The sequence below is a fragment of the Mycobacterium colombiense genome, from assembly GCF_003284975.1.
In the GTDB taxonomy this organism is placed as follows: Bacteria; Actinomycetota; Actinomycetes; order Mycobacteriales; family Mycobacteriaceae; genus Mycobacterium; species Mycobacterium europaeum_A.
The window spans coordinates 1-23,701 of record NZ_QMEU01000065.1 but is presented as its reverse complement, the minus strand read 5'-3'; the positions used below and the strand labels follow the sequence as shown (position 1 = coordinate 23,701).

At 68.5% G+C, this 23,701-nt stretch carries 21 protein-coding genes; 9 read left to right on the top strand and 12 right to left on the bottom strand.

The window, feature by feature from the left end; translation table 11 throughout:
• The 3 genes from DQP58_RS18460 to DQP58_RS18450 form a co-directional block, all read right to left on the bottom strand.
• Positions 1 to 2,499, bottom strand: a 2,499-nt coding sequence (locus tag DQP58_RS18460) for a (Fe-S)-binding protein (protein ID WP_205869462.1), incomplete at its 3' end; no start/stop codon positions are given.
• A 249-nt stretch (positions 2,500 to 2,748) separates the two neighbouring features.
• Positions 2,749 to 4,431 carry an Hsp70 family protein gene (locus tag DQP58_RS18455; protein WP_112709694.1) on the bottom strand — a complete coding sequence of 561 codons (1,683 nt, stop codon included), beginning with the start codon at positions 4,429 to 4,431 and terminating at the stop codon, positions 2,749 to 2,751.
• A gap of 133 nt (positions 4,432 to 4,564) precedes the next feature.
• Complete coding sequence (locus DQP58_RS18450; protein ID WP_112709693.1) at positions 4,565 to 5,110, bottom strand: hypothetical protein; 546 nt, start codon at positions 5,108 to 5,110, stop codon at positions 4,565 to 4,567.
• Positions 5,111 to 5,224: 114 nt separating this feature from the next.
• Between DQP58_RS18450 and DQP58_RS18445 the strand changes: the two genes are divergently transcribed.
• Positions 5,225 to 5,875, top strand: coding sequence for a DUF1345 domain-containing protein (locus tag DQP58_RS18445; protein ID WP_112709692.1), 651 nt, complete (start codon positions 5,225 to 5,227; stop codon positions 5,873 to 5,875).
• Between the two features lie 8 nt (positions 5,876 to 5,883).
• Here the strand turns inward: DQP58_RS18445 and DQP58_RS18440 are convergent, their stop codons facing one another.
• The 3 genes from DQP58_RS18440 to DQP58_RS18430 are packed head-to-tail and all read right to left on the bottom strand — an operon-like array spanning position 5,884 to position 8,382.
• A complete protein-coding gene (locus DQP58_RS18440) occupies positions 5,884 to 6,612 on the bottom strand; it encodes a hypothetical protein (protein ID WP_112709691.1) in 729 nt (242 codons plus the stop codon).
• On the bottom strand, positions 6,612 to 7,169 hold the full coding sequence (locus DQP58_RS18435; protein WP_240629947.1) for an LpqN/LpqT family lipoprotein: 558 nt from the start codon (positions 7,167 to 7,169) through the stop codon (positions 6,612 to 6,614). The genes DQP58_RS18440 and DQP58_RS18435 overlap by 1 nt, the downstream gene beginning before the upstream one ends.
• Positions 7,170 to 7,179: 10 nt before the next feature.
• Positions 7,180 to 8,382: a hypothetical protein gene (locus tag DQP58_RS18430; RefSeq protein ID WP_112709690.1), complete on the bottom strand. Its 1,203-nt coding sequence runs from the start codon at positions 8,380 to 8,382 to the stop codon at positions 7,180 to 7,182.
• Between the two features lie 140 nt (positions 8,383 to 8,522).
• Between DQP58_RS18430 and DQP58_RS18425 the strand changes: the two genes are divergently transcribed.
• Positions 8,523 to 9,044 carry a DUF488 family protein gene (locus DQP58_RS18425; protein ID WP_112709697.1) on the top strand — a complete coding sequence of 174 codons (522 nt, stop codon included), beginning with the start codon at positions 8,523 to 8,525 and terminating at the stop codon, positions 9,042 to 9,044.
• Positions 9,045 to 9,056: 12 nt separating this feature from the next.
• On the opposite strand, the gene DQP58_RS18420 is transcribed toward DQP58_RS18425, so the two are convergent.
• From DQP58_RS18420 to DQP58_RS18410, 3 genes are all read right to left on the bottom strand, one after another.
• Complete coding sequence (locus tag DQP58_RS18420) at positions 9,057 to 9,644, bottom strand: hypothetical protein (protein WP_112709689.1); 588 nt, start codon at positions 9,642 to 9,644, stop codon at positions 9,057 to 9,059.
• A gap of 141 nt (positions 9,645 to 9,785) precedes the next feature.
• Positions 9,786 to 10,736: an amidohydrolase family protein gene (locus DQP58_RS18415; protein WP_112709688.1), complete on the bottom strand. Its 951-nt coding sequence runs from the start codon at positions 10,734 to 10,736 to the stop codon at positions 9,786 to 9,788.
• Positions 10,737 to 10,741: 5 nt separating this feature from the next.
• Positions 10,742 to 12,226 carry an aldehyde dehydrogenase family protein gene (locus DQP58_RS18410; RefSeq protein WP_112709687.1) on the bottom strand — a complete coding sequence of 495 codons (1,485 nt, stop codon included), beginning with the start codon at positions 12,224 to 12,226 and terminating at the stop codon, positions 10,742 to 10,744.
• 87 nt (positions 12,227 to 12,313) lie between these two features.
• Here DQP58_RS18410 and DQP58_RS18405 point away from each other — a divergent pair, with 87 nt between their 5' ends.
• From DQP58_RS18405 to DQP58_RS18385, 5 genes are all read left to right on the top strand, one after another.
• Positions 12,314 to 13,255, top strand: coding sequence for a LysR family transcriptional regulator (locus tag DQP58_RS18405; RefSeq protein WP_112709686.1), 942 nt, complete (start codon positions 12,314 to 12,316; stop codon positions 13,253 to 13,255).
• A gap of 131 nt (positions 13,256 to 13,386) precedes the next feature.
• Positions 13,387 to 15,249 carry a molecular chaperone DnaK gene (dnaK, locus tag DQP58_RS18400; protein WP_112709685.1) on the top strand — a complete coding sequence of 621 codons (1,863 nt, stop codon included), beginning with the start codon at positions 13,387 to 13,389 and terminating at the stop codon, positions 15,247 to 15,249.
• Positions 15,246 to 15,881 (top strand): nucleotide exchange factor GrpE, encoded by a 636-nt coding sequence (grpE, locus tag DQP58_RS18395; RefSeq protein WP_112709684.1) that lies wholly within the window; start codon positions 15,246 to 15,248, stop codon positions 15,879 to 15,881. The genes dnaK and grpE overlap by 4 nt, the downstream gene beginning before the upstream one ends.
• A 59-nt stretch (positions 15,882 to 15,940) precedes the next feature.
• Positions 15,941 to 17,119: a molecular chaperone DnaJ gene (dnaJ, locus tag DQP58_RS18390; RefSeq protein ID WP_112709683.1), complete on the top strand. Its 1,179-nt coding sequence runs from the start codon at positions 15,941 to 15,943 to the stop codon at positions 17,117 to 17,119.
• Complete coding sequence (locus DQP58_RS18385; RefSeq protein ID WP_066872316.1) at positions 17,119 to 17,514, top strand: heat shock protein transcriptional repressor HspR; 396 nt, start codon at positions 17,119 to 17,121, stop codon at positions 17,512 to 17,514. Before dnaJ ends, DQP58_RS18385 begins: the two co-directional genes overlap by 1 nt.
• Positions 17,515 to 17,651: 137 nt before the next feature.
• Here the strand turns inward: DQP58_RS18385 and DQP58_RS18380 are convergent, their stop codons facing one another.
• Genes DQP58_RS18380 through DQP58_RS18370 form a run of 3 tightly spaced genes read right to left on the bottom strand, consistent with a single transcriptional unit; the run spans position 17,652 to position 20,208 of the window.
• Positions 17,652 to 18,563, bottom strand: coding sequence for an aldose 1-epimerase (locus DQP58_RS18380; RefSeq protein ID WP_112709682.1), 912 nt, complete (start codon positions 18,561 to 18,563; stop codon positions 17,652 to 17,654).
• 2 nt (positions 18,564 to 18,565) lie between these two features.
• Positions 18,566 to 19,738, bottom strand: coding sequence for an FAD-binding oxidoreductase (locus tag DQP58_RS18375; protein WP_112709681.1), 1,173 nt, complete (start codon positions 19,736 to 19,738; stop codon positions 18,566 to 18,568).
• Between the two features lie 32 nt (positions 19,739 to 19,770).
• A complete protein-coding gene (locus tag DQP58_RS18370) occupies positions 19,771 to 20,208 on the bottom strand; it encodes a DUF3060 domain-containing protein (RefSeq protein ID WP_430916259.1) in 438 nt (145 codons plus the stop codon).
• 123 nt (positions 20,209 to 20,331) lie between these two features.
• On the opposite strand from DQP58_RS18370, the gene clpB reads away from it, so the two are divergent.
• Both clpB and ttfA read left to right on the top strand, forming a co-directional pair.
• Entirely contained in the window at positions 20,332 to 22,878 is a 2,547-nt protein-coding gene (gene clpB, locus DQP58_RS18360) for an ATP-dependent chaperone ClpB (protein WP_112709679.1), read from the top strand.
• A gap of 223 nt (positions 22,879 to 23,101) precedes the next feature.
• Positions 23,102 to 23,701: trehalose monomycolate transport factor TtfA (gene ttfA, locus DQP58_RS18355; protein WP_112709696.1), on the top strand; the 600-nt coding region annotated here is incomplete at its 3' end.

The window sequence follows — 23,701 nt, the reverse complement described above, 5'->3', positions numbered from 1 at the left end:
CGCGGGTGCGGCGGTGTCCGCCTTGGCCTCTGCGGCCGGTGCGGCCGCAACCTTCTTGGCGCCGGGCTTCTTCGCGCCGCCGGCGATGCCCAGCCCCTTGGCGGGGGCGGCCGCGGTCTGAGCCTTCGGGGCCGGCTCGGCGGGTGCCCCCTCGGCGGGTGCCTCCTCGGCCGGTGCCTCGGCGGGCGCGGTCGCGGTGGCCGTCGAGGCCTTGGGCGCCTCGGCCGCGCGCGCTTCGGCCCTTTCGGAGGCCTCCTTGGCGGCCGTGCCCTTCTCCGGCAACGTCGCCTTGTCGTACTCGAGGGATCCCAACAGGATCTGCGCGACGTCGAGCACCTCGACACCGCTGCGGCCGGCCTCTTCCTGGCGGTCGTTGACACCGTCGGTGACCATCACCCGGCAGAAGGGGCAGCCGGTGGCGATGGTGGCGGCCCCGGTGGCCAGCGCCTCGTCCACGCGTTCGTGATTGATGCGCTTGCCGATGTGCTCTTCCATCCACATCCGCGCGCCGCCGGCGCCGCAGCAGAAGCTGCGCTCGGCGTGCCGTGGCATCTCGGTCAGGTTCGCCCCCGCGGCCCCGATCAGCTCACGCGGCGCCTCGTAGACCTTGTTGTGCCGGCCCAGGTAGCAGGGGTCGTGATAGGTGATGTCCTGGGACACCGGGGTCACCGGCACCAGCTTGTTGTCCCGGATCAGCCGGTTGAGCAGCTGGGTGTGGTGCAGCACCGAGTAATTCGCGCCGAGCTGGCGGTACTCGCGGCCCAGGGTGTTGAAGCAGTGCGGGCAGGTGACGACGATCTTGCGGTCGACGGTCTCCACGCCCTCGAACAGTCCGTCCAGCGTCTCGACGGCCTGCTGGGCCAGCTGCTGGAACAAAAACTCGTTGCCCGAGCGGCGCGCGGAGTCGCCGTTGCAGGTCTCGCCGGTGCCGAGCACCAGGTACTTCACCCCGGCGATGGCCAGCAGCTCGGCGACGGCCTTGGTGGTCTTCTTGGCCTTGTCGTCGTAGGCGCCGGCGCAACCCACCCAGAACAGGTATTCGTAGCCGTCGAAGCTGTCGACGTCCTCGCCGTAGACGGGCACGTCGAAGTCGACCTCGTCGATCCAGCTGGTGCGGTCCGACGCGTTCTGGCCCCACGGGTTGCCCTTGGTTTCCAGGTTCTTGAACAGCACCGACAGTTCCGAGGGGAACTCGGATTCCATCATCACCTGGTAGCGGCGCATGTCGATGATGTGATCGACGTGCTCGATGTCCACCGGGCACTGCTCGACGCACGCGCCGCAGGACACGCAGGACCACAGGACGTCGGGGTCAATGACGCCGCCCTGTTCCTCGGTGCCGACCAGCGGCCGGGTGGCCTGCTCGGGCCCGGATCCCATGACGCGGCCGAAGCCGGACTCGGGCACGTGGTGGGCCTCGGCGTGCTTCTCGCCGGACAGTTCCTCGCCGACGCCGCCTTCCGGCGTGCTCTCGAGCGGACTCTCTTTCTGACCCAGGATGTAGGGCGCCTTGGCCATCCAGTGGTCGCGCAGGTCCATGATGACGAGCTTGGGCGACAGCGGCTTGCCGGTGTTCCACGCCGGGCACTGCGACTGGCAGCGCCCGCACTCGGTGCAGGTGGCGAAGTCCAGCATGGCCTTCCAGCTGAAGTCCTCGATCTTGCCGCGGCCGAATTCGGCGTCGTCGGGCGGGTTTTCGAAGTCGATCGGCTTGCCGTCGTGCTCGAGCGGGAGCAGCGGGCCCAGGCCGTTGGGCAGCCGCTTGAAGATGACGTTGATGGGCGCCGTGAAGATGTGCATGTGCTTGGAGTGCAGCACGATGATCAGGAACGCCAGCATGACCAAGATGTGCAGCAGCAGCGCGGTCGTTTCGATGATCTCGTTGGCGGGCTGGCCCAGCGGGCGCAGGATGACGCCGAACAATTGCGACAGGAAGGCGCCGTTGCCGTAAGGCAGCGTGCCGTTGTTGACCGCGGCTCCGCGCACGAACACGTAGGTGAAGACGACGTTGAAGATCATGAACAGCACCAGCCACGCACCGCCGGTGTGCGAGCCGTAGAACCGTGACTGGCGCCCGATCTCCTTCGGGCTGCGCATCAGACGGATGATGGCGAAGGTGACGATGCCCAGGAAAACGGCGGTGGCGAAGAAGTCCTGCAGGAAGCCCAGCGCGTCCCAGCGACCGATGATCGGGATGTGGAAGTTGTCTTGGAACAGCAGCCCGTAGGCCTCGATGTAGACCGTCAGCAGGATGAAGAAGCCCCACATGGTGAAGAAGTGCGCCAGGCCGGGGATGGACCACTTCAGCAGCTTGCGCTGACCGAACACCTCGGAGACCTCGGCCCAGACGCGTTTGGCCGGCTCGTCGGTGTGCCCCGGCGCCGGTTTGCCGGACGTGACCAGCTTGAACAGCCACAGGACACGCCGTGCGGCGAGTGCGGCCACGATCAGCGTCATGCCCATGCCCACGATCAGCCTGATGAGCATCTGCGTCGTCACAGAAGTTCTCCCCAATGCCTAGATAAATTCGGCCTGTGCTTATTTGCCTGCTTGAGCCCCGCTCATAGTTACATCTCCGCGGCTTTCAGCGCGAGAAAGGCTGCCCTAACTTGGCAGTCACCGGTGCCTCTGGCCTGCCGATTAGTACCCATTCACCCAATGTGACGCTTGCCGAAGTGATGAGCGCCACCAAATTTCGCTAAATGACCTTTTACCGGGGCCGTTGACCGCCAGGCGCAATTCGTCTCGTCAGCGCCCGAACGGCGGTTGGAAGATGGGCGGGAACGGCCGCGTGCGGGTCGTCGTCGGCGCCGCGGAGGTGGTCGCCTGCGACGTCGTGGTGGGCGGCGCGGTGGTGGTCGTCGTGCTCGGCGGCGGCGCTGTCGTGGTCGTCGTCGACGGCGCCGGCGGGGGTGCCGTGGTGGTGGTCGGCGCCTCGGTGGGCGGTGGCGGCGGCGCGGGGATCACCGTGACGGTGGTGCTGTCGTTGGGTCCGGTGATGGTGACCGTTTGCGGCGGCGCCGGGCTGGTCGAAGGCGCCGGGGTGACGGGGGTGGACTTGGTGAGCAACAGGTTGATCGCCAAGATCAGGGCCACCAGCACGGCCGCGCCCGCTGCGGCCACGCTCAGTACCAGCGCCGTGCGTTTGTACCAGGGCAGCCGCCCCGGCGCGGTGGCGTAGCGGCTGCCGGTCGCGTCGTCGAATTCCCTTGCCTCGTTGGCGTACTCGCCGGTGGCGTCGCGGCCGGTGTAGGGCACCGGCTCGTCGTTGTCGGCGTCCTGGGACCACGCCAGGGCGTCGTCGACGTCGGTGGCCTGGGCGGCCCAGGCGGCCTGGGTCATGTCGAGCCCGGCGTTGCCGACCATTTCCGTCGGTGTTTCCACCGCGGCGGCCGCGGCGGTCGGGGCGACGCCCGACGCGTAATGCGGGCCGAGCACCGCCGCGCCGAGGGCGGCGCTCAGTGCTGGCTGCGCGGTGCTGTGCACCGGCACCCCGAAGCGCTGCGACAATCGCGCTTTGAGCAGCGGGATGTTCGCGCCACCGCCGGCGATCGCCACGGCGCTCAGCCCGGCGTTCGCAATTCCGTTGCGGCGCAACGACTCGTCGACCGACGTGAGGAACCGGTCCAGCGGGGCGGCGAGCAGTTGCTCGAATTCGGTGCGGGACAGCTGGGCGCCGTCGCCCGAAGCCCCGGCGATGGTGCCCACCGCGGCCGTCGAGAGTTGCTCCTTGGCGCGCCGGCAGGCGCCGAGCAGGCGGGCCTGCGACCCGATCCGCGCCGCGCTGCCGAGCATGGCGGTGCTGACGTCGGAGGCCAGCAGGTGATCGAGGATCAGCTGATCGATCGCATCGCCGGAGAAGTCGGTATTCCGCGCGGCAGGGCCGACGGGCGCAAAGCCGGCCTTGGCGTCCATCAGCGTGACGGTGGTGCCGCCGGCGCCGAAGTCGCACAGGGCGATTACGCCGTCGGCTCCGAATCCCGGCGTGCCGCGCAGCGCCGCGAGCGCGGCCGTGGCGTCGGAAACCAGCATCGGCGCCACCCCGCCGCGCGCCAGATCCGACTGGGCGAAGAATTCCTCCCGCAGCGCCGCGAACTGGGCATCGGTCCAGTAGGCGGGCACCGCGATGGTGATCGGTGACCCGTAGCCGACCGCCCGGGCCATCGCTTCGATCGCCTCGACCGTCAACGCAGCGCCCAGGTACTTGGTGCCGTCGGCCGCCACCAATGGCGCCCGGTCACCGACCCGTTCGACAAATCCGCGCAGCACCAGGCCGGGTTCGGTCAGGTTCGGATTTTCTTCCGGCAGGCCAACTTCGGTGGGCCGCTGCTCGAACAGGGTCAGCACCGAGCTGCGGGTGATCGGAGCGCTGCCCGCGCGGGCAGCTACCAAGTTGGCCACCCCGATCGATAGGCCGAGCGACTCGCTCATGTCCCGCACCCCTGTGTCAGTCGTCCCGTTGTCGTCGCACGGTGGTCCTCACCGTAGCGACCGTGGATTGCAGCGAGTGTAGGGCTTCTCCGGCGCGCTGCCATGGAACCGTGACGGGGCTCGCCACGACTCGCTAACGCAGGCCCGGCGGCACGGTGACCGGATTCGGCACCCCCGGAACGGTGATCACCGGCGGCAGCTGCGGCAGATGGTGGCGATGCGAGGGCTGCTGGGTCTGTCCCCCGGTGGGCTGCTGTTGCGTCGGCTGCTGCGCCGGCGGCTCTTCCGTGCTGCCGGGCGGGGACGTGGTGGTGGTCGTGGTGGTCGTCGGCGTCGTCGTGGTCGTGGTGGTGGTCGGCGTCGTGCTCGTCGTCGTCTTGGGAACATTGTTGACGGTCTGCCCGTGGATGAGTTCGATGACGCCGAAGACGATCAGCCCGATCAGGATCACGACGGAGACCAGCCAGGCGATCAGCATGGCCGGCTTGCGATACCAGGGGGTCGGCTCGCTCTCCTGGTCAAACGGGTCGCCGCCGTCGGCCTGCTCGAACCCCTGCGGCGGGTGCGGCGGGGGACCGGGTTGAGGAATCTCGCCGGTAGGAGGCTGTTCGCTTACACCGAAGTCGCCATGCTGCGTCGGCTGGTTGTGGAAGTCGTCGCGTGGGCCATTGGATGCCACGGCACCGATCGTACTGACCTCACCTGCCAATCTCCTGATGCCTAGGCCGGGCCGACACGGATGAGCGCCCGAACGTGGTCCGACGACCCGCGTTTTGGTGGTTAGGTCAAGAGCGTGGATTCCCTGGTGAAGTTGTTCCGGGACACGGGCGCGGTCCGGATCTTGGTCTCCGTGGCCCTCGGCGTGGCCGTCGCCGTCGTGGTGGGCAACGCCGCCGGTTGGCGTTTCGCGCTGGCCGGCTGGATCGTCACCGCCGGAACGTATGTGGTGTGGACGCAGCTCATCGTGCTCGGCATGGACGCCGAGCAGACCTGCCGATGGGCGACGCGCGAGGACCCGACCCGGTGGATCGCCGACGCGGTCATCCTGTCGGCGAGCGTCGCGAGCCTGGGCGGGGTGGGCTACGTGGTGGCCGCAGGGTCACGCGCAGGCCACGAAGCCCTGGCCGCCGCCGTCTTCGGCATCTTGACGGTCGCCGCGTCGTGGGTCGCCGTGCACACGCTGTACACCGTGCACTACGCGCGGCTCTACTACTCGGACGAACCGGGCGGCATCAACTTCCACGACCCCGAGCCGCCGCGCTTCCGGGACTTCGCCTACCTGGCCTTCACCGTCGGGATGACCTACCAGGTGTCCGACACCGAGATCGGACTGACCACGATCAGGGCGACGGTCTTGCGCCACGCGCTGCTGTCTTACCTGCTCGGGGCGGTCGTCCTGGCGGTGACGATCAACCTGATCGCGGGGCTGGGCGCTAAGATCTGACCGGGCCGTCACACGTCGGCCGTTGAATGACCGCGGAGAATCCGTTCGACGCGATCCAGCAGCTCGTTCGGTGTGTCGGAGGCGCCGTCTTTCCAGGCGACGAGTGCGTTGAAAAGGTTGATGGGCTCAACGGTCAATCGCAAGCCCAGTAGCACCGTCTCGGTGGTGTCCCCGCCAGCATCGACGGGGCGGTAAGTAATCGCGACCTGCAACGACTCACCACCATTCGGCTGTGGAAAGCGCCGGGGCTCGATCGACTGCGTCAGTTCCCGCCGGATTTCTATCAGCTCGCTCTTGCGCTCGGCCAGTCGCACGGTCAACGTCCGCGGGCTGACGCGCAGAAGGCAACGTTGCCACATGCCGAGGATGCTCCATACGGTCAGTGGGGTCACACCCAGAACCAGAAACCCGGCGAAGCGCAGCCACGCCGGATTGCCGGGTGTGAATCCCAAATCGACCGAGGCGACTCCCAGCAGCGGAAGCAGCAGTGTCAAGCTGTAGGCACTCCCCTCGTACCAGGGAATGTAGCGGCAGACGATCTCGTCACCGGTGCGGTTGACCGCGGCGCGAAGGATCCGGCGCTGTCCGATGAGGATGACCCCCCCGGCCACAGCCACGCTGACAGCGAGAGACCAACTGGCTCCGACCAGCACGTCGATAATCGCGCCTAGGCACAGCGCGCAGCCGAGAGAGTAGCGCAGCACCCGCCAGCGGAGCTTCGGCTTTCCACCGGGCATCAGTGCCCCTCTCGCGTTTCGGTCACCGGGGCCTGGTGGCCCACGGGCGCCGGACTTGCCACCGGACCCGATCGGGCGGTCAGCCAGATATGGGCCCGATCTACCGGCGAATCGTGTAGCGCGGTCACCGTCAGCTGCGCGATAAGCGTCTCCCGTTCGGCCGCGATGATCCGGGACTGTGACGCGCTATCGACCGTGCCGACCTCATGGGCGATTTGCATCGCGAGCGCTCCCACCATACCGACGCCCTCGGCGGCCGCGGTGAATTCACGATGCAGTTCACGACATCTCGGCGCCGTCTGCAGCTGCTGCTCGCACAGCATGACGAACACTTCAGCGGGATCCAGCGGGACCTGGACCCGATGCATCGTCAACACCGCGTTGGCGCAGAACATGTCGATGCGCGGGTCGTCGCGCCAAACCCACACCCGTACACCGGCAGCGGAATCGAACGGTTCCCACCGTGGCGGCGTCCCCACTTCTACAACGAAACCGGCAAACCGATCGGCCGGGGCGGCAGCGACGCCGCGCTGCTCGAGGAATTCGTCGAATCGCATCGTCGCCGTCCTACCCGAAGCCAAAGACCGATTCCACGCCGCGCACCGCGCTTCCGACCGCGTCCGAGACCGGCTGCCAGGCCACTTCGACCGTTTTGGACGCTCCGAATGCGAAGACCGCTCCAACACCGGCGCCTACGACCAAACCAACCGCCGTCCCCGCGCCCGGAAAGACCGAACCGACCAGTGCGCCGGCCTCCGCGCCCGCCACTAGTCCCGCGGCGACACCGGCAGTCTCCCGGGTGATCGCCTCCGGCACGGAGTTGCCGTCTTTGATGTCGGACATGACGGCCGGTATCGCGCTGGCCGCACCGACCACACCGCCAATCCGCGAGAACCCCGGGATTTCGACGCCGCCGATTCTCGTGTCTTCCAACCACTTCAATAAGCCGGGATCCGCCTTGCCGGGACCCGTACCGGGGGACTCGGCGATCAACTTCGTCGTCGCCTGACGAACACCGTCGGCGGTACCGCCGGCGACCGCACCCGCAGCCCCGGTCGCCACCTCCCCCTTCGTCGGGGCCAACGCGGGACCCCCGCCGGGCTGGCCGGCCGGTGCCCCGCCGGGTTGGTCGGACGGTGCCGGGCTGGGCCCCACCTGGGGGCCGACCGTGTCATATCCGTCGGCGTGCAACGTTCCCAATGCGTCCTGAAACGACTTGGAGTATCCATCTCGCGTCGCTTGCAGCTGCCCCAGCGCGGCTTTGGTGTCGCGGATCGCGTCGTCTTCACATTTGGCGATAAACGCTTCGAGGGCATCGATGTCGGCCTGGCTGAGGTCGTCGTCGTCTTCCATCTCGTCGGCTTCGCCGATCAGCTCGTCGAGGTTCTGCAGCTGGGCTTCCAACGCCGCGATCTGCCCCGCCGCGGTTTTCTGCGCCTCGGCCAAGGACGCGGCGATGCCCTCCAGGTCCGCGCCGATCTTCGGTATCTGTAAAGACTGCGCCCCAAGGGCTTTCGTCACCCGCTCTACTTCCTCGGAGCCGGTGATCGGGTGATCGCCATCCGGGCGATTCCAGGCGGCCTCGAAGCGGGTGCGGGCCTGCTCGAACGCGTCGTTGGCCTCTTTTGTGCATCGGCCCGCTTTGCGAAAGGCCTCCGCCAGGTTCGAAATCAATAGTGGGTTGCCGGCTTGCAGGCTCGCATTGATTGCCCAGGGGTCGCCGCCGGCCGCGCCGATCAGCGCTGGGATGCTGAGATATTGCAGTTGCATGGAATCGTCAGCTGCCCGCCCGAATGCTGATCAACCCCGTTCGCATCGCCACCCCTCCCGAGCTCAATGGGCAAGATTACTGGAGCAGGCCTGGCAATCAATTCACCTCGCAAGCCGGGCAAGCTGTTCCTATGGAGCCGGTGTTGCTGACCGTGGGCCACGGGGCGGCCCGCCGGGAGAGGCTGACGGAGTTGCTTGCCGGGGCGGGGGTTGCGCTGGTGGTGGACGTGCGGCGATACCCGGCCAGCCGGACCAATCCGGACGTGCGCCGCGAGACGCTGGAATCCTGGCTGCCGCAAGGGGGCATCGACTATCGGTGGGAGCCGCGCCTCGGCGGGCGGCGGCATATTGCGGCCGGAGAACCGGAGCCGGACAGCTGGTGGACGGTGGCCGCGTTCCGGGCGTACGCCGCTTACACCCGGACGCCTGAGTTCGACGCCGCCCTGGACGACGTCCTCGCCGACGCGGTCCGGCGCACCACGGCGGTGATGTGCAGCGAGAGCGTCTGGTGGCGGTGTCATCGGCGGCTGATCGCCGACGTCGCGGTGCTCGGCCGCGGGGTGGCCGTGCGACACCTCATGCCGGACGGCCGGCTCGGTCCTCACCGCCCCGCGGAGGGAGCCCGCCGCCGCCCCGACGGCCATCTCGTCTGGGACGGTTGACCTTTCGAGCCGCTAGAACGTGTTGACCTTCTCGACGCTGACGAACATGCCGTGCTTGGTCTGGTCGTTGGTGAAGCGGGTGCCGTCGGCGTTGGCGGTGATGGTCCAGCCCTGCGCCGCGTAGGTCTTGTAGTCGATGGTGACCGTCGGGATGGCGCCCAGGTTGCCCAGCACCCACTGCACCTTGCCGCCGCTGTTGATGCTGACGCCGTTGGCGTGCTCGCCGTCCTGCAGCGGGGAGTTGGTGAAAGGCGCCTCGCAACCGACGGTGTCCTTATTGATCTGGCAGCGCGTCACGCCGGATTTGGTCTCGATGAAGACGTAGCCGTTTTGGTCGGGCGGCAGCGGGATGGCGCCGGCCGGGGTGGTCGGGTTCGCCGGCGCGGCCGACGGGCCCGGGGCCGGGGCGGCGGTGGCCGACGGCGGCGTGGACCTGGGGGTGGGGAAGGACGGTTCGGTGGGTCCCGCTCCTGGCGAGGCCACCGGCCGGCCGCCGATGACCGAACTGCAGCCGGAGACCAGCTCCGAGCCGGCCATCAGGGCCACGAGCAGCAGCGAACCACCGGCCAGGCTTCGCCGCGCATTCTTCGAAAACCGCACCCGCCGCTCCCCAGACGATTCATATAGCGGCACTCAGGTTACGCACCGAGACGCGAAAGTCGCTGCCCTGGCACAGGTATCGATATAGAGCCGATGGCCCACGTTTATCACCGCGTGACCGACCCGCCGGGTGGCCGGCGGCTAGAGCCCCAATAGCTTTTCGGCGTTGCGGTGGCTGATACCAGCGCGCTCGTCGTCGGTAAGCGGCAGGCTGTCCAGAAACGCGCGGGCGGCGACCATCGACCCGAACGGATAGTCGGCAGAGAAGGCCACCCGGTCGATCCCCACCTGCGCGACCAGGTTCGCGTACGTCGCGTGGTCGTTGAAGTTGGCGAACGTGTAATGGAAGTTCTCCCGCAGATACGAACTCACCGGGCGTTGCAGACCGGTCAGTTCGGGTGTCAGCGTGGCGTCGAAGCGCGGCAGCATGAACGACGTCGCCTCGCCCATGTGCCCGATGATCATCTGCAGCGACGGGTGCCGGTCAAACACGCCGCCCAGGATCATGCGCAGCGCGTGGGTGGCGGTGTTGATGTGCCACCCCCAGCCCACCGTGGCCAGCGCGAACGTGACGGGCTCGGCGAAACCCGCGTAGCTGGACTCGATGACGCCCGCCGGGGGAATGGTCGGATGCAGGTAGATCGGCGCCTGCAGGGCGGCAGCGCGGTCCAGGATGGGCTCGAAGAACGGGTCGTCCAGGTAGCGGCCGCGGCTGTGGCCGTTGATCACCGCGCCGGGGAAGCCGAGCCCGCGCACCGCGCGCTCGAGTTCCTCGGCCGCCTGGTCGGGGGCGCTGGTGGGGACGGTGGCAAAACCCGCCAAGCGGTCGGGGTAGCGCTGCACCGCCGCCGCGAGCTGGTCGTTGCAATCCCGAGCCAGGCGCAACGCCTCGTCCGGATTCAGCTGCTCCACGCCGGGCGCGGCCAGCGACAGCACGGCCAGGTCCACCCCGGCCTCGTCCATCGCCGCGATGCGGCCGTCGCCGAGATCGCTGGCGGGTTCGACGATGCCGGCTCGCGACGCCAGCCAGCTGCCCGGGCCCTGCAGGAATTCCGTTGTGGCGTAATGCTCTTCAAGTGCGATGACGCGCATCTGGGCTATCCCTCGAGGACTCGGGCGGCGGCGCCCCAATACGGCAGCTCGTCGCGGTTGGCGGCCAGGCGGATGGTTTTGGTGTAGCCGTACTCGGCCAGCGTCTCCTGGGCGTGCTCGCGGCCGAACCCGCTGTGGCCTACGCCGCCGAATCCGCTGCCGATGACCACCCGCGCGTAGTTGTTGACGAAGACGGCCCCGGCCCGGATCTGCCGGCTCACCCGCAGCGCGCGGTCGCCGTCGGCGGTGAACACCGCGGCGACGAGCCCGTACGGGGTGCCGTTGGCGATCCGCACCGCCTCGGCTTCGTCGCTGAACCGGATCAGGGCGACCACCGGACCGAAGATCTCCTCCTGGGCCACCCGCATGTCCGGCGTGACGCCGGACAGCACGGTCGGCGCGACGTAGCAGCCGTCAGCGAGCCGCGGATCCTGCGGCAGCGGTGCCTGGGCGGCGATGCGGGCGCCTTCGGCGACGCCGATGTCGAGGTACTCCAGGACCTGCTTGCGCTGCGCCCGGGTCACCAGCGGCCCCACGTCGGTAGCGGGATCGGCGCCGTCGCCCACCCGCAGCCGGCGCACGGCGGCGCACAGCTTCTCCTCGAATTCGGCATAGACGTTGTCCTGCACCAAAATTCGCGACGAGGCGGTGCACGCTTCGCCCTGGTTGAAGAAGCCGCCGTCGATGGCGGCCAACAGCGCCTCGTGCAGGTTGGCGTCGTCGAAGACCAGCAGCGGGTTCTTGCCGCCCAGCTCCATCAGCGCCGGCGTGAGGTTGCCGGCCGCGGTGCGCAGCACCGCCGCACCGGTGAGCGGGGATCCGGTGAAGGAGATCTTGCCCACCAGTTGATGCTCGGCCAGCGCGGCGCCCACCTCGCCGCCGCCGGGCACGGCGTGCACTACCGGGTCGGGCAGCACCGACTGGATCAGCTCGACCAGTCGCAGCACCACCGAGGGCGTCTGCTCCGGCGGTTTCAGCACGACGGCGTTGCCGACGGCCAGCGCGGGAGCGACCTTGCCGGCGGTGTGGATCGGCGGCCAGTTGAAGGGCACGATGCCGGCGATCACGCCGTAGGGCTCCAGCGTGGTCACGTCGAACACCGGCCCGTAGTCGCGTGCCTGGCTGGGCAGCACCTCGACCATGCCGGCGAAGTAGTCGAAGATCCCGATCGCGGCTTCCACGTCGAAGCTGCGGGCCTGGCTGATCGGCTTGCCCATTTCCCGCGACTCGAGGCCGGCGATCTCGTCGGCGTGCGCGCGAATGACGTCGGCGATCTGCCGCAGGTAGCGGCCGCGTTCGCGGGCCGGACGAAGCTTCCAGTGCAGGTGCGCCGCGTGCGCGGCCCGCACCGCCCGGTCCACCTCCGCGGTGCCGGCCCCGTGCACGACGGTGACGACCTGTCCGGTGGCGGGGTTCTCCACGACAAAGCGGTCGTCGGGCGACGCCGACGACCAGGGGGTGCGGATCGTGGTAAGGGCTTGCTGATCCATGGGCAGTGTCACGGTATGCCCGGCGGCTTGATCAGCGCCAACGATATCTTCTGATGGATCTCATCACCGGCGGTGATAATCGCTGGTGTGGAGCTTCGTCACCTCGAGTACTTCCTGGCCGTGGCGGACAGTCGAAGCTTCACCGAGGCGGCCAAGCGGCTGCACGTCGTGCAGTCGGGGGTGTCGGCCACCATCAAGGCGCTCGAGCGCGAACTGGGCACCGAGTTGTTCGTCCGGGGTCCGGCCGGCGTGGCGCTGAGCCCCGCCGGCGAAGCACTGCGACCCCGCGCCCGGACCACTTTGGACGCCGCCCGCGCGGCCAAGGACGCGGTGAGCGCCGCCCGGGGCACGGTGCGCGGCACCGTCACGGTGGGGACGTTGACGTCGGTGAGCGTCATCGACGTGCCGACCGTGCTGGCCGAACTGCACGCCCGTCATCCCGACGTCGTGGTCCACCTGCGTGCGGCCAGCTCCGGGTCGGCCGGGCTGGCCGGCCAATTGCGCGACGGGGATCTCGACGTCGCCTTCCTGGTTTTCACCGGACCGCCCCCGGCCGACCTGCACACCCGGCTGGTGGCCTCGGTGCCGCTGCTGCTGGTCGTCCCCGAGGGCCACCCGCTGGCCCGGCGCAAGGCGGTTTCGCTGGCCGAGCTCGGGGGCATGTCGTTCGTCGACGGGCCGCCGGGTTACGGCAACCGGGCCGTGGTGGACACCGCGTTCGCGGCCGCCGGGGTCGAGCGGACCGTCGCGGTGGAGGTCGCCGACATCGGCACGGCGGCGGTCTGCATCCGCAAGGGGCTGGGGATCGGTTTTCTGAGCTGGTCCATCCTCGAGGGCATCGACAGCTCGGGTTTGGTGAGCGTCCGGATCACCGGGCACGACCTGCAATGGCGGCTCTACGTCGCGACCTCGGCGAACCGGCAGGCCAGCGCGGCCACCCGTGCGCTACTGGCGCTGATAGAGGAGGTTGCCGGCGACGCCCAGAATTCTTTGGCGACCCGGGAACAAGGCGGGACCGACCGCCGTTAGCATTATCGACAAGTTGAGCGAACCACACTCAATACTGGGTTGACAGCCCACCGCCCCCAAGGGCAGGCTTGAGCGGGGTTCACTCAGCATAGTGGCACCAGACAAGCTCTACATATTCAGGAGGAATCACTATGGCTCGTGCGGTCGGTATCGACCTCGGGACCACCAACTCCGTCGTCGCAGTCCTCGAGGGCGGTGACCCGGTCGTCGTCGCCAACTCCGAGGGTTCGCGGACCACGCCGTCCATCGTCGCGTTCGCGCGCAACGGGGAGGTGCTCGTCGGCCAGCCCGCCAAGAACCAGGCGGTCACCAACGTCGACCGCACCATCCGTTCGGTCAAGCGGCACATGGGCACCGACTGGTCCATCGAGATCGACGACAAGAAATACACGGCACAGGAGATCAGCGCCCGCGTGCTGATGAAGCTGAAGCGCGACGCCGAGGCGTACCTGGGTGAGGACGTCACGGACGCGGTTGTCACCGTGCCGGCGTACTTCAACGACGCCCAGCGTCAGGCCACCAAGGAAGCCGGCCAGATCGCCGGCCTCAACGTCCTGCGGATCGTCAACGAGCCGACCGCGGCGGCGCTGGCCTACGGCCTGGACAAGGGCGAGAAGGAACAGACCATCCTGGTCTTCGACCTCGGTGGCGGTACGTTCGACGTCTCGCTGCTCGAGATCGGCGAGGGTGTGGTCGAGGTCCGCGCCACCAGTGGTGACAACCACCTCGGTGGGGACGACTGGGATGACCGCGTCGTCGAATGGCTCGTCGATAAGTTCAAGGGCACCAGTGGAATTGACCTGACCAAGGACAAGATGGCGATGCAGCGGCTGCGTGAGGCCGCCGAGAAGGCCAAGATCGAGCTCTCGAGTTCGCAGAGCACCTCGATCAACCTGCCCTACATCACCGTCGACGCGGACAAGAACCCGCTGTTCCTCGACGAGCAGCTGACCCGCGCCGAATTCCAGCGCATCACACAGGATCTGCTGGACCGCACCCGCAAGCCCTTCCAGTCCGTGATCAAGGACGCCGGCATCTCGGTCTCCGAGATCGACCACGTGGTCCTGGTGGGTGGTTCCACCCGGATGCCCGCGGTGACCGACCTGGTCAAGGAGCTCACCGGTGGCAAGGAGCCCAACAAGGGCGTCAACCCCGATGAGGTTGTAGCGGTGGGAGCGGCTCTTCAGGCCGGGGTTTTGAAGGGCGAGGTGAAAGACGTTCTGCTGCTTGATGTTACGCCGCTGAGTCTGGGTATCGAGACCAAGGGTGGCGTGATGACCAAGCTCATCGAACGCAACACCACGATCCCCACCAAGCGGTCGGAGACCTTCACCACGGCCGACGACAACCAGCCGTCGGTGCAGATCCAGGTCTACCAGGGTGAGCGCGAAATCGCTTCGCACAACAAGCTGCTCGGTTCCTTCGAGCTGACCGGCATCCCGCCGGCTCCGCGCGGCGTCCCGCAGATCGAGGTCACCTTCGACATCGACGCCAACGGCATCGTGCACGTCACGGCCAAGGACAAGGGCACCGGCAAGGAGAACACGATCAAGATCCAGGAGGGCTCCGGCCTGTCCAAGGAGGAGATCGACCGGATGATCAAGGACGCCGAGGCGCACGCCGAGGAGGACCGTCAGCGTCGCGAAGAGGCCGACGTCCGCAACCAGGCCGAATCGCTGGTCTACCAGACGGAGAAGTTCGTCAAGGACCAGCGCGAGGCCGAGGGCGGCTCGAAGGTTCCCGAGGACACGCTGTCCAAGGTCGACGCCGCGATCGCCGAGGCCAAGACCGCCCTGGGCGGCACCGACATCACCGCGATCAAGGCGGCGATGGAGAAGCTGGGCCAGGAGTCACAGGCGCTCGGACAGGCGATCTACGAGGCCACCCAGGCCGCCGGCGAGCAGGCCGGTGGCGGCGCGGCGGGCGACGGGTCTGGCTCCGCTGACGACGTCGTGGACGCGGAGGTGGTCGACGATGACCGGGAGTCCAAGTGACGGAAAGCAATCCACACGAACAGGTGACGGTCACCGACAAGCGGCGAATCGACCCTGAGACCGGTGAAGTGCGGCAGGTCCCTCCCGGCGACACGCCGGGAGGGGCCCCGGCCGGCGAACCGGCGCAGCAAGCCGACGGCAAAGTCGCCGAGCTCACCGCCGATCTGCAACGGGTGCAGGCCGACTTCGCCAACTACCGCAAGCGGGCGCTGCGCGACCAGCAGGCCGCGGCGGACCGGGCCAAGGCCGCCGTCGTCAACCAATTGCTGGGCGTGCTCGACGATCTCGACCGCGCCCGCAAGCACGGCGATCTGGAGTCCGGACCGCTGAAGTCGGTCGCCGACAAGCTGGAAAGCGCGCTGAACGGCCTTGGCCTGACGGCGTTCGGCGAGGAGGGCGAGGACTTCGACCCGGTGCTGCACGAAGCCGTGCAGCACGAGGGCGACGGGTCCCGGCCGGTGATCGGTACCGTCATGCGGCAGGGCTACAAGCTGGGTGATCAGGTGCTGCGTCACGCCCTGGTCGGTGTTGTCGACACGGTCGCCGACGAGGATGGAGCGGCTGCCGCACCCGAGCCCGCCCAAACCGAACCGGCCGACACGGACGACAACGCCGACGCCTCCGGTGAATAAGGCAGACAATCAACACATTGGACGAGAGACCAAAGGAAGTGGTGAGGGGGTGACGCGACATGGCCCAGCGTGAATGGGTCGAAAAGGACTTCTACAAGGAGCTGGGCGTCTCCTCTGACGCCAGCCCAGAAGAGATCAAACGCGCCTACCGCAAGTTGGCGCGCGATCTACACCCGGACGCGAACCCCGACAACCCGACCGCCGGTGAACGCTTCAAAGCGGTCTCCGAGGCGCACAACGTCTTGTCGGATCCGGCCAAGCGCAAGGAATACGACGAAACCCGAAGGCTGTTCGCCGGCGGTGGATTCGGCGGGCGCCGGTTCGACAGCGGCGGGTTCGGGGGCTTCAACGTCGGTGGTGATGGTGCCGAGTTCAACCTCAACGATCTCTTCGACGCGGCCGGCCGAAGCGGCGGCACCAATATCGGTGACCTGTTCGGCGGGCTGTTCGGGCGCGGTTCGGGTGCCCGGCCCAGCCGGCCCCGCCGCGGCAACGACCTCGAGACCGAAACCCAGCTGGATTTCGTCGAGGCCGCCAAGGGCGTGGCGATGCCGCTGCGGCTGACCAGCCCGGCGCCGTGCACCAACTGCCATGGCAGCGGGGCGCGGCCGGGCACCAGCCCGAAGGTGTGTCCCACCTGCAACGGTTCCGGCGTGATCAACCGCAACCAGGGCGCGTTCGGATTCTCCGAGCCCTGCACCGATTGCCGGGGCAGCGGCTCGATCATCGAGCACCCCTGCGACGAGTGCAAGGGCACCGGCGTCACCACCCGGACCCGCACCATCAATGTGCGCATCCCGCCGGGCGTCGAGGACGGACAGCGCATCCGGCTGCCCGGCCAGGGCGAGGCGGGGTTGCGCGGTGCGCCCTCGGGTGACCTGTACGTGACGGTGCATGTGCGCCCGGACAAGGTGTTCGGCCGCGACGGCGACGACCTAACGGTGACGGTCCCGGTCAGCTTCACCGAGTTGGCTTTGGGCTCAACCATTTCGGTGCCCACCCTGGACGGCAAGGTCGGTGTCCGGGTGCCCAAGGGCACCGCCGACGGCCGCATCCTGCGGGTGCGCGGGCGTGGCGTTCCCAAGCGCAGCGGCGGCAACGGCGACTTGCTGGTGACCGTGAAGGTCGCCGTACCACCCAATTTGGAGGGGGCCGCCCAGGAGGCGCTGGAGGCCTACGCTGCCGCCGAGCGCGCCAGCGGCTTCGACCCCCGGGCGGGATGGGCAGGTAATCGCTGATGGCCAAGGGCTCGAGCAATTCGAGAAAAGAGGACGCCCGGACCTTTATGATCTCGGTGGCCGCCGAGCTGGCCGGCATGCACGCCCAAACGCTGCGCACCTACGACCGCCTCGGCCTGGTCAGCCCGCGCCGGACTTCCGGTGGGGGACGGCGGTATTCGGAGCACGACGTGGATCTGCTGCGCGAGGTGCAGCGGCTCTCGCAGGACGAGGGCGTCAACCTCGCCGGCATCAAGCGGATTATCGAGCTGACCAATCAGGTCGAGGCGCTGCAGGCCCGGGTCAAGGAGTTGACCGAGGAGCTTTCGCAGGTCCGCGCCAGCCAGCGCCGCGACGTGGCGGTGGTGCCCAAGAGCACCGCGCTGGTGGTGTGGCAGCCGCGGCGGGGACGCTGACTCTCGCTCGGTTTCCCTTGCGCCCCAAGGGGTCGCGTCTCCGACAGGCATGCGACCTTCGCGAAAGCGCCAGCACATCTGCTAGCGCTTTTCGCATTCACCTTATGGCCACCAGACAGCGGCAGTGACCCGAGTGGTCACGGTGAGCCCACCCTGATCGAAAACTGCGTGACGGCCGCCTCGCCCGGTAGCGCGCAGCGGTAGCCGCCCCGGCGCAGCGCGTCGGTCGGCGCGGTCATCGGCTCGAAGCACACGATCGTCTTGGTGGGGTCGTCGGGCGCCGGCGCGAAAATCTGCGCCGCCGGATAGCCCTGCTCGAAATGCACCTCGATGCGCCGACCGCCGCCGGACATCGCGAACACCGCGCCATCGGCCACCCGGTCATAGGCGTCGTCGAATGTGTTGTCGCCCAGTGCCTCTCGCCGGGCCGGCTGCGGCTCGGAATCGCCGGTGGGCAACCCGGTGGCGTCGAGGCCCAGGTGCCGCAACGGCGGTGTCTCGATGACCCAGTCGGCCCGCGGGGCGGCGGGCAGTTGCAGGTAGGGATGAAACCCGAAGCACAGCGGCACCCCGCGGTCGCCGGTCGCGTCCACCGTGGTCCGAACCGTCAGCGTCCGGTCGGCCAGCCGCACCGCGACCGTCAGCACATGCGGATACGGGAAGCTGGCCAGCAATCGGGGATCGGCACCGAAATCCAGTTCGGCGGTCAATTCACTGTCGGTCTCGGCCGTCACCCGCCAACCCGGGTAGGCGGCCAGGACGCCGTGGATGGGTAGCCCGTTGGGGTCGGCGCGCACACCGTTTTCTCCCGGCGTCAAGGTCACGGTGACGTGCTGGGCGGTATAGATGTTCTCGCCCAACCGATTTGCCCACGGGTACAGGATCGGGATCCCCATCGTCTTGCCATCGGCGACGTAGGCGTCCAGGCCGCGGCGCTGGCCCAGCAGCTCCACACCGGCGTCGCGCAGCGACGTGCCGATCATCCCCGCCTCGGGGATGAACTGCGCGACCAGCGGCGACGACGGATCGCGCAGAGTGACGACGTGCATGGCTACCTCCATAGTGGGTCATGCTGAATGCGTTCGGGCGGAGCGCCTTTGGCGATCAGGGCATCCTTGGTGGCGCTGACCATCGCCGGCCCCCCGCAGACCAGGATCTGCCGGTCGCCCCAGCCGCCGTACTTGGTCACCACGTCGGGCAGCCGCCCGATCTGATGCACGTGCAGGCCACGCGGCGGCGTGACGTCGGGATAGTCCGCGGCCCAGGACGGGTCGCGGTTGTATTCCGAGACGGGCGAGACCGACAGCCACGGATTGTGCGAGGCGACCTGCCACAAGGTCGGCAGATCGTAAAGTTCGCAACGGTACCGGGCTCCGAAGAACAGATGGATGCGCGGGTTCACCGCGAACCGGGACAGGTCCATGATCAGCGCCCGCAACGGCGCCAGGCCCGTGCTGCCGGCGACCATCAGCACGTCGCCGCCCTCGCGGTCGACCCGCAGGCCGCCGTGCGGGCTGGACAGCCGCCACCGGTCGCCGATGCGGGTTTCGCCGACGATCGCGGTGCTGACCAGGCCGCCGGGCACCAGGCGGACGTGGAACTCGATGCCGCCGCCCGGGTCGGCCGGAATGGCGGGACTCAGATACCGCCAGCGGTGCGGACACTGCGGCACGTGGACGTCGACGTACTGGCCGGGGTGATAGTGCATCGGCTGGTCGAGCTGCAGCCGCACGACCGCGAGATCCCGCGACACCCGCATGTGTTCGATGACGGTGCCGTCCCACCAGGCGGGGCTCTCCTCGGCGTTCGCGGCGCCGCTCATCACCCCGGTGATCAGGTTCAGCGACTGTTGGGCCGCCGCCTCCACGGCGTCGGTCCACGCCGCACCGACGTGCGCGCGCAGTGTCGAGAGCAGCGCGCGCCGCAGGGTCTCGTAATGTGCCGGCAGCACACCGTATTTGCGATGGTCGCGGCCGAGCTGGGCCAGAAACGCCACCGGCTCCTGCGCGCGCCGCGCGACCAGCTCGCCGTACACCCAGTGCAGCGCGCGCCCGAAAGCGAGCCGCTGGCCGGCCATTTCGGGCGGGAACAGATCGCGCACCGAACCGTCGAGGGCGAACCACTGGGTGTAGAAGCGATGGACGAGTGCGGAGTCACCGGCCGAGTCCGCGGGCGCGAAGGCGTCACGCAGCACCCGCAGCGCTTCGGCGTCCTCGAGGCTCACGGGCCCCGATTGTAGGCTCGGCCGCCGCCGGCTCAGCCCTGTCGGACGACGTTGGCCGTCCCGACGTTGGCGATCTTGGGTGAACCCCAGTGGTAGAGAACGACGTTGTCGTTCCCCGATGCGCTGACCGCGTCGGTGCTGTCGACCGCGACGTGGTTGCCGCTGCCGGAGACGCTGACGCTGGTGCAGTGCCCGGTGAGGGTGATGGTGTTCTGCCGCCCGCTCACCGACAGATAACCGGCGTGGCAGGGCAGCGTCTTCGTCATACCCGTCCCGCTGACCTGCAGCGTCCCGGCTTGCGGGACCGCCGACGGGCTACCGCCGCTGAGATCGGTGTGGAACCCGACCGCCAGCAGACCGGCGAACGCCAGGGCGGCGGCCACGGCGGCCAGCCACAGGCCGGCGCCCCGGCGCGGACGTGTCTCCGGGTCGGGGTCGGCCTGGTCGGGGGGTTGCATCGTCTGCGTCATCGCTACGGGGGTACCCCCTACGCCACTGTGCTCAAAACTCGTTAGACTTGAGCGGAACAGACTCAACCTTGACGGCGTTGAACAAGCCGAGAAGCATTTTCCCTACCAACGAACGGAGGTGTCGTGGACTCTTTCAACCCGACAACCAAGACCCAAGCGGCACTGACTTCGGCACTCCAGGCCGCCTCGGCGGCGGGTAACCCGGAGATCCGGCCCGCCCATCTGCTGATGGCGTTGTTGACGCAGGCCGACGGCATCGCCGGTCCGCTGCTGGAGGCTGTCGGCGTCGAGCCCGCCACCATCCGCACCGAGGCCCAGCGCCTACTGGACCGGCTGCCCCAGGCCAGCGGGGCCAACTCGCAGCCGCAGTTGTCCCGCGAATCGCTGGCCGCAATCACCACCGCCCAGCAGCTCGCGACCGAGATGGACGACGAATACGTGTCCACCGAGCACCTGCTGGTGGGCCTGGCCACCGGGGATTCCGAAGTGGCCAAGCTGCTGACCGGTCACGGCGCCTCGCCGCAGGCCCTGCGCGAGGGCTTCGTCAAGGTGCGCGGCAGCGCCCGGGTCACCAGCCCGGAGCCCGAGGCGACCTACCAGGCGCTGGAGAAGTACTCCACCGACCTGACGGCCCGCGCCCGCGACGGCAAACTCGACCCGGTTATCGGGCGGGACAACGAGATTCGCCGCGTCGTGCAGGTGCTGAGCCGTCGCACCAAGAACAACCCGGTGCTGATCGGCGAGCCCGGCGTCGGCAAGACCGCGATCGTGGAGGGCCTGGCCCAGCGCATCGTCGCCGGCGACGTGCCCGAGAGCCTGCGCGACAAGACCGTCATCAGCCTGGACCTCGGCTCGATGGTGGCCGGCGCCAAGTACCGCGGCGAGTTCGAGGAACGGCTCAAGGCCGTCCTCGACGACATCAAGAACTCCGCCGGGCAGATCATCACCTTCATCGACGAGCTGCACACCATCGTCGGCGCCGGCGCGACCGGCGAGGGCGCGATGGACGCCGGCAACATGATCAAGCCGATGCTGGCCCGCGGCGAGCTGCGGCTGGTCGGCGCCACCACGCTCGACGAGTACCGCAAGTACATCGAGAAGGACGCCGCGCTGGAGCGCCGCTTCCAGCAGGTGCTGGTCGGCGAGCCCTCGGTGGAGGACACCGTCGGCATCCTGCGCGGCCTGAAGGACCGCTACGAGGTGCACCACGGCGTGCGCATCACCGACTCCGCCCTGGTGGCCGCGGCGACGCTGTCCGACCGCTACATCACCGCGCGCTTCCTGCCGGACAAGGCCATCGACCTGGTCGACGAGGCCGCCAGTCGGCTGAAGATGGAGATCGACTCCCGGCCCGTCGAGATCGACGAGGTCGAGCGGCTGGTGCGCCGCCTCGAGATCGAGGAGATGGCGCTGGCCAAGGAGGAGGACGAGGCGTCCAAGGAGCGGCTGGAGAAGCTGCGCTCCGAGCTGGCCGACCAGAAGGAGAAGCTGTCCGAGCTCACCACCCGCTGGCAAAACGAGAAGAACGCCATCGACGTGGTCCGTGAGCTCAAGGAGCAGCTGGACACGTTGCGCGGGGAGTCCGAGCGTGCCGAGCGCGACGGCGACCTGGCGAAGGCCGCCGAGCTGCGCTACGGGCGCATCCCGGAGGTGGAGAAGAAGCTCGACGCGGCGTTGCCCCAGGCCGAGGCGCGGGAAAACGTGATGCTCAAGGAGGAGGTCGGACCCGACGACATCGCCGAGGTGGTGTCCGCGTGGACGGGAATCCCGGCCGGACGGATGCTCGAGGGTGAGACCGCCAAGCTGCTGCGCATGGAGGAGGAGCTGGGCAAGCGCGTCATCGGGCAGAAGAGGGCCGTGACGGCCGTCTCCGATGCCGTACGGCGTTCCCGGGCCGGGGTCGCCGACCCCAACCGGCCCACCGGCTCGTTCATGTTCCTCGGGCCGACCGGCGTCGGTAAGACCGAGCTGGCCAAGGCGCTGGCGGAGTTCCTGTTCGACGACGAACGCGCCATGGTGCGCATCGACATGAGCGAGTACGGCGAGAAGCATTCCGTCGCGCGGCTGGTCGGCGCCCCGCCGGGATACGTCGGCTACGACCAGGGCGGTCAGCTGACCGAGGCGGTGCGGCGGCGGCCCTACACGGTGATCCTGTTCGACGAGATCGAAAAGGCCCACCCCGACGTGTTCGACGTGCTGCTGCAGGTGCTCGACGAGGGCCGGCTCACCGACGGGCAGGGCCGCACCGTCGACTTCCGCAACACCATCCTGATCTTGACGTCCAACCTGGGATCGGGTGGTAGCGAGGAGCAGGTGATGGCCGCGGTGCGCTCGGCGTTCAAGCCGGAGTTCATCAACCGGCTCGACGACGTCATCATCTTCGACGGCCTCGAGCCCGGCGAGCTGGTGTCGATCGTCGACATCCAGCTGGCCCAGCTGCAGAAGCGGCTGGCGCAGCGTCGCCTCACGCTCGAGGTGTCGCTGCCGGCCAAGCAGTGGCTGGCACAGCGCGGGTTCGACCCGGTCTACGGCGCGCGGCCGTTGCGCCGCCTGGTGCAGCAGGCCATCGGTGACCAGCTGGCCAAGATGTTGCTGGCCGGCGACGTGCACGACGGCGACACCGTTCCGGTGAATGTCAGCCCCGACGGCGACTCGCTGATCCTGGGCTAGTGGCGATCGCGAGCGCGGCGGAGCCGCGCGAAGCGGGTCGCCACCATCAGGACGGTGGCGATCGCGAGCGCGGCGGAGCCGCGCGACGCGGGTCGCCACCATCAGGACGAGCCCGGAGGGGGCCACCCGGTGCCGTGGCGACACGCAGCTATTGCCAGCTGTGATTGGGTTGTGACCTGGTCGCCTTCTGTGTTCCGGGCCAATAGCAGATACCCTGTTTTGGATGGTCCCCCTCTGGTTCACGCTCTCCGCGCTGTGCTTTGTCGGTGCGGGGGTGTTGCTGTACGTCGACATCGATCGGCGGCGCGGGCGCAGCAGGCGCCGCAAGTCGTGGGCGCGATCGCATGGGTTCGACTACGAGCCTGAATCGACCGACATCCTCAAGCGCTGGAAGCGCGGCGTGATGTCGACGGTGGGCGACGTCGCCGCCCAGAACGTGGTGCTGGGCCAGATCCGCGGTGAGGCCGTCTACATCTTCGACCTCGAAGAGGTCGCCACCGTCATCGCGCTGCACCGCAAGGTGGGCACCAACGTGGTGGTGGACCTGCGCCTCAAGGGGCTCAAAGAGCCACGGGAGAGCGACATTTGGCTGTTGGGAGCGATTGGGCCGCGGATGGTGTACTCCACCAACCTCGACGCCGCCCGCCGCGCCTGCGACCGCCGGATGGTCACCTTCGCGCACACCGCACCGGACAGCGCCGAGATCATGTGGAACGAGCAGAACTGGACGCTGGTGGCCTTGCCGATCACCAGCACGCGCACCGAGTGGGACGAGGGCCTGCGCACCGTGCGCCAGTTCAACGACCTGTTGCGGGTGCTGCCG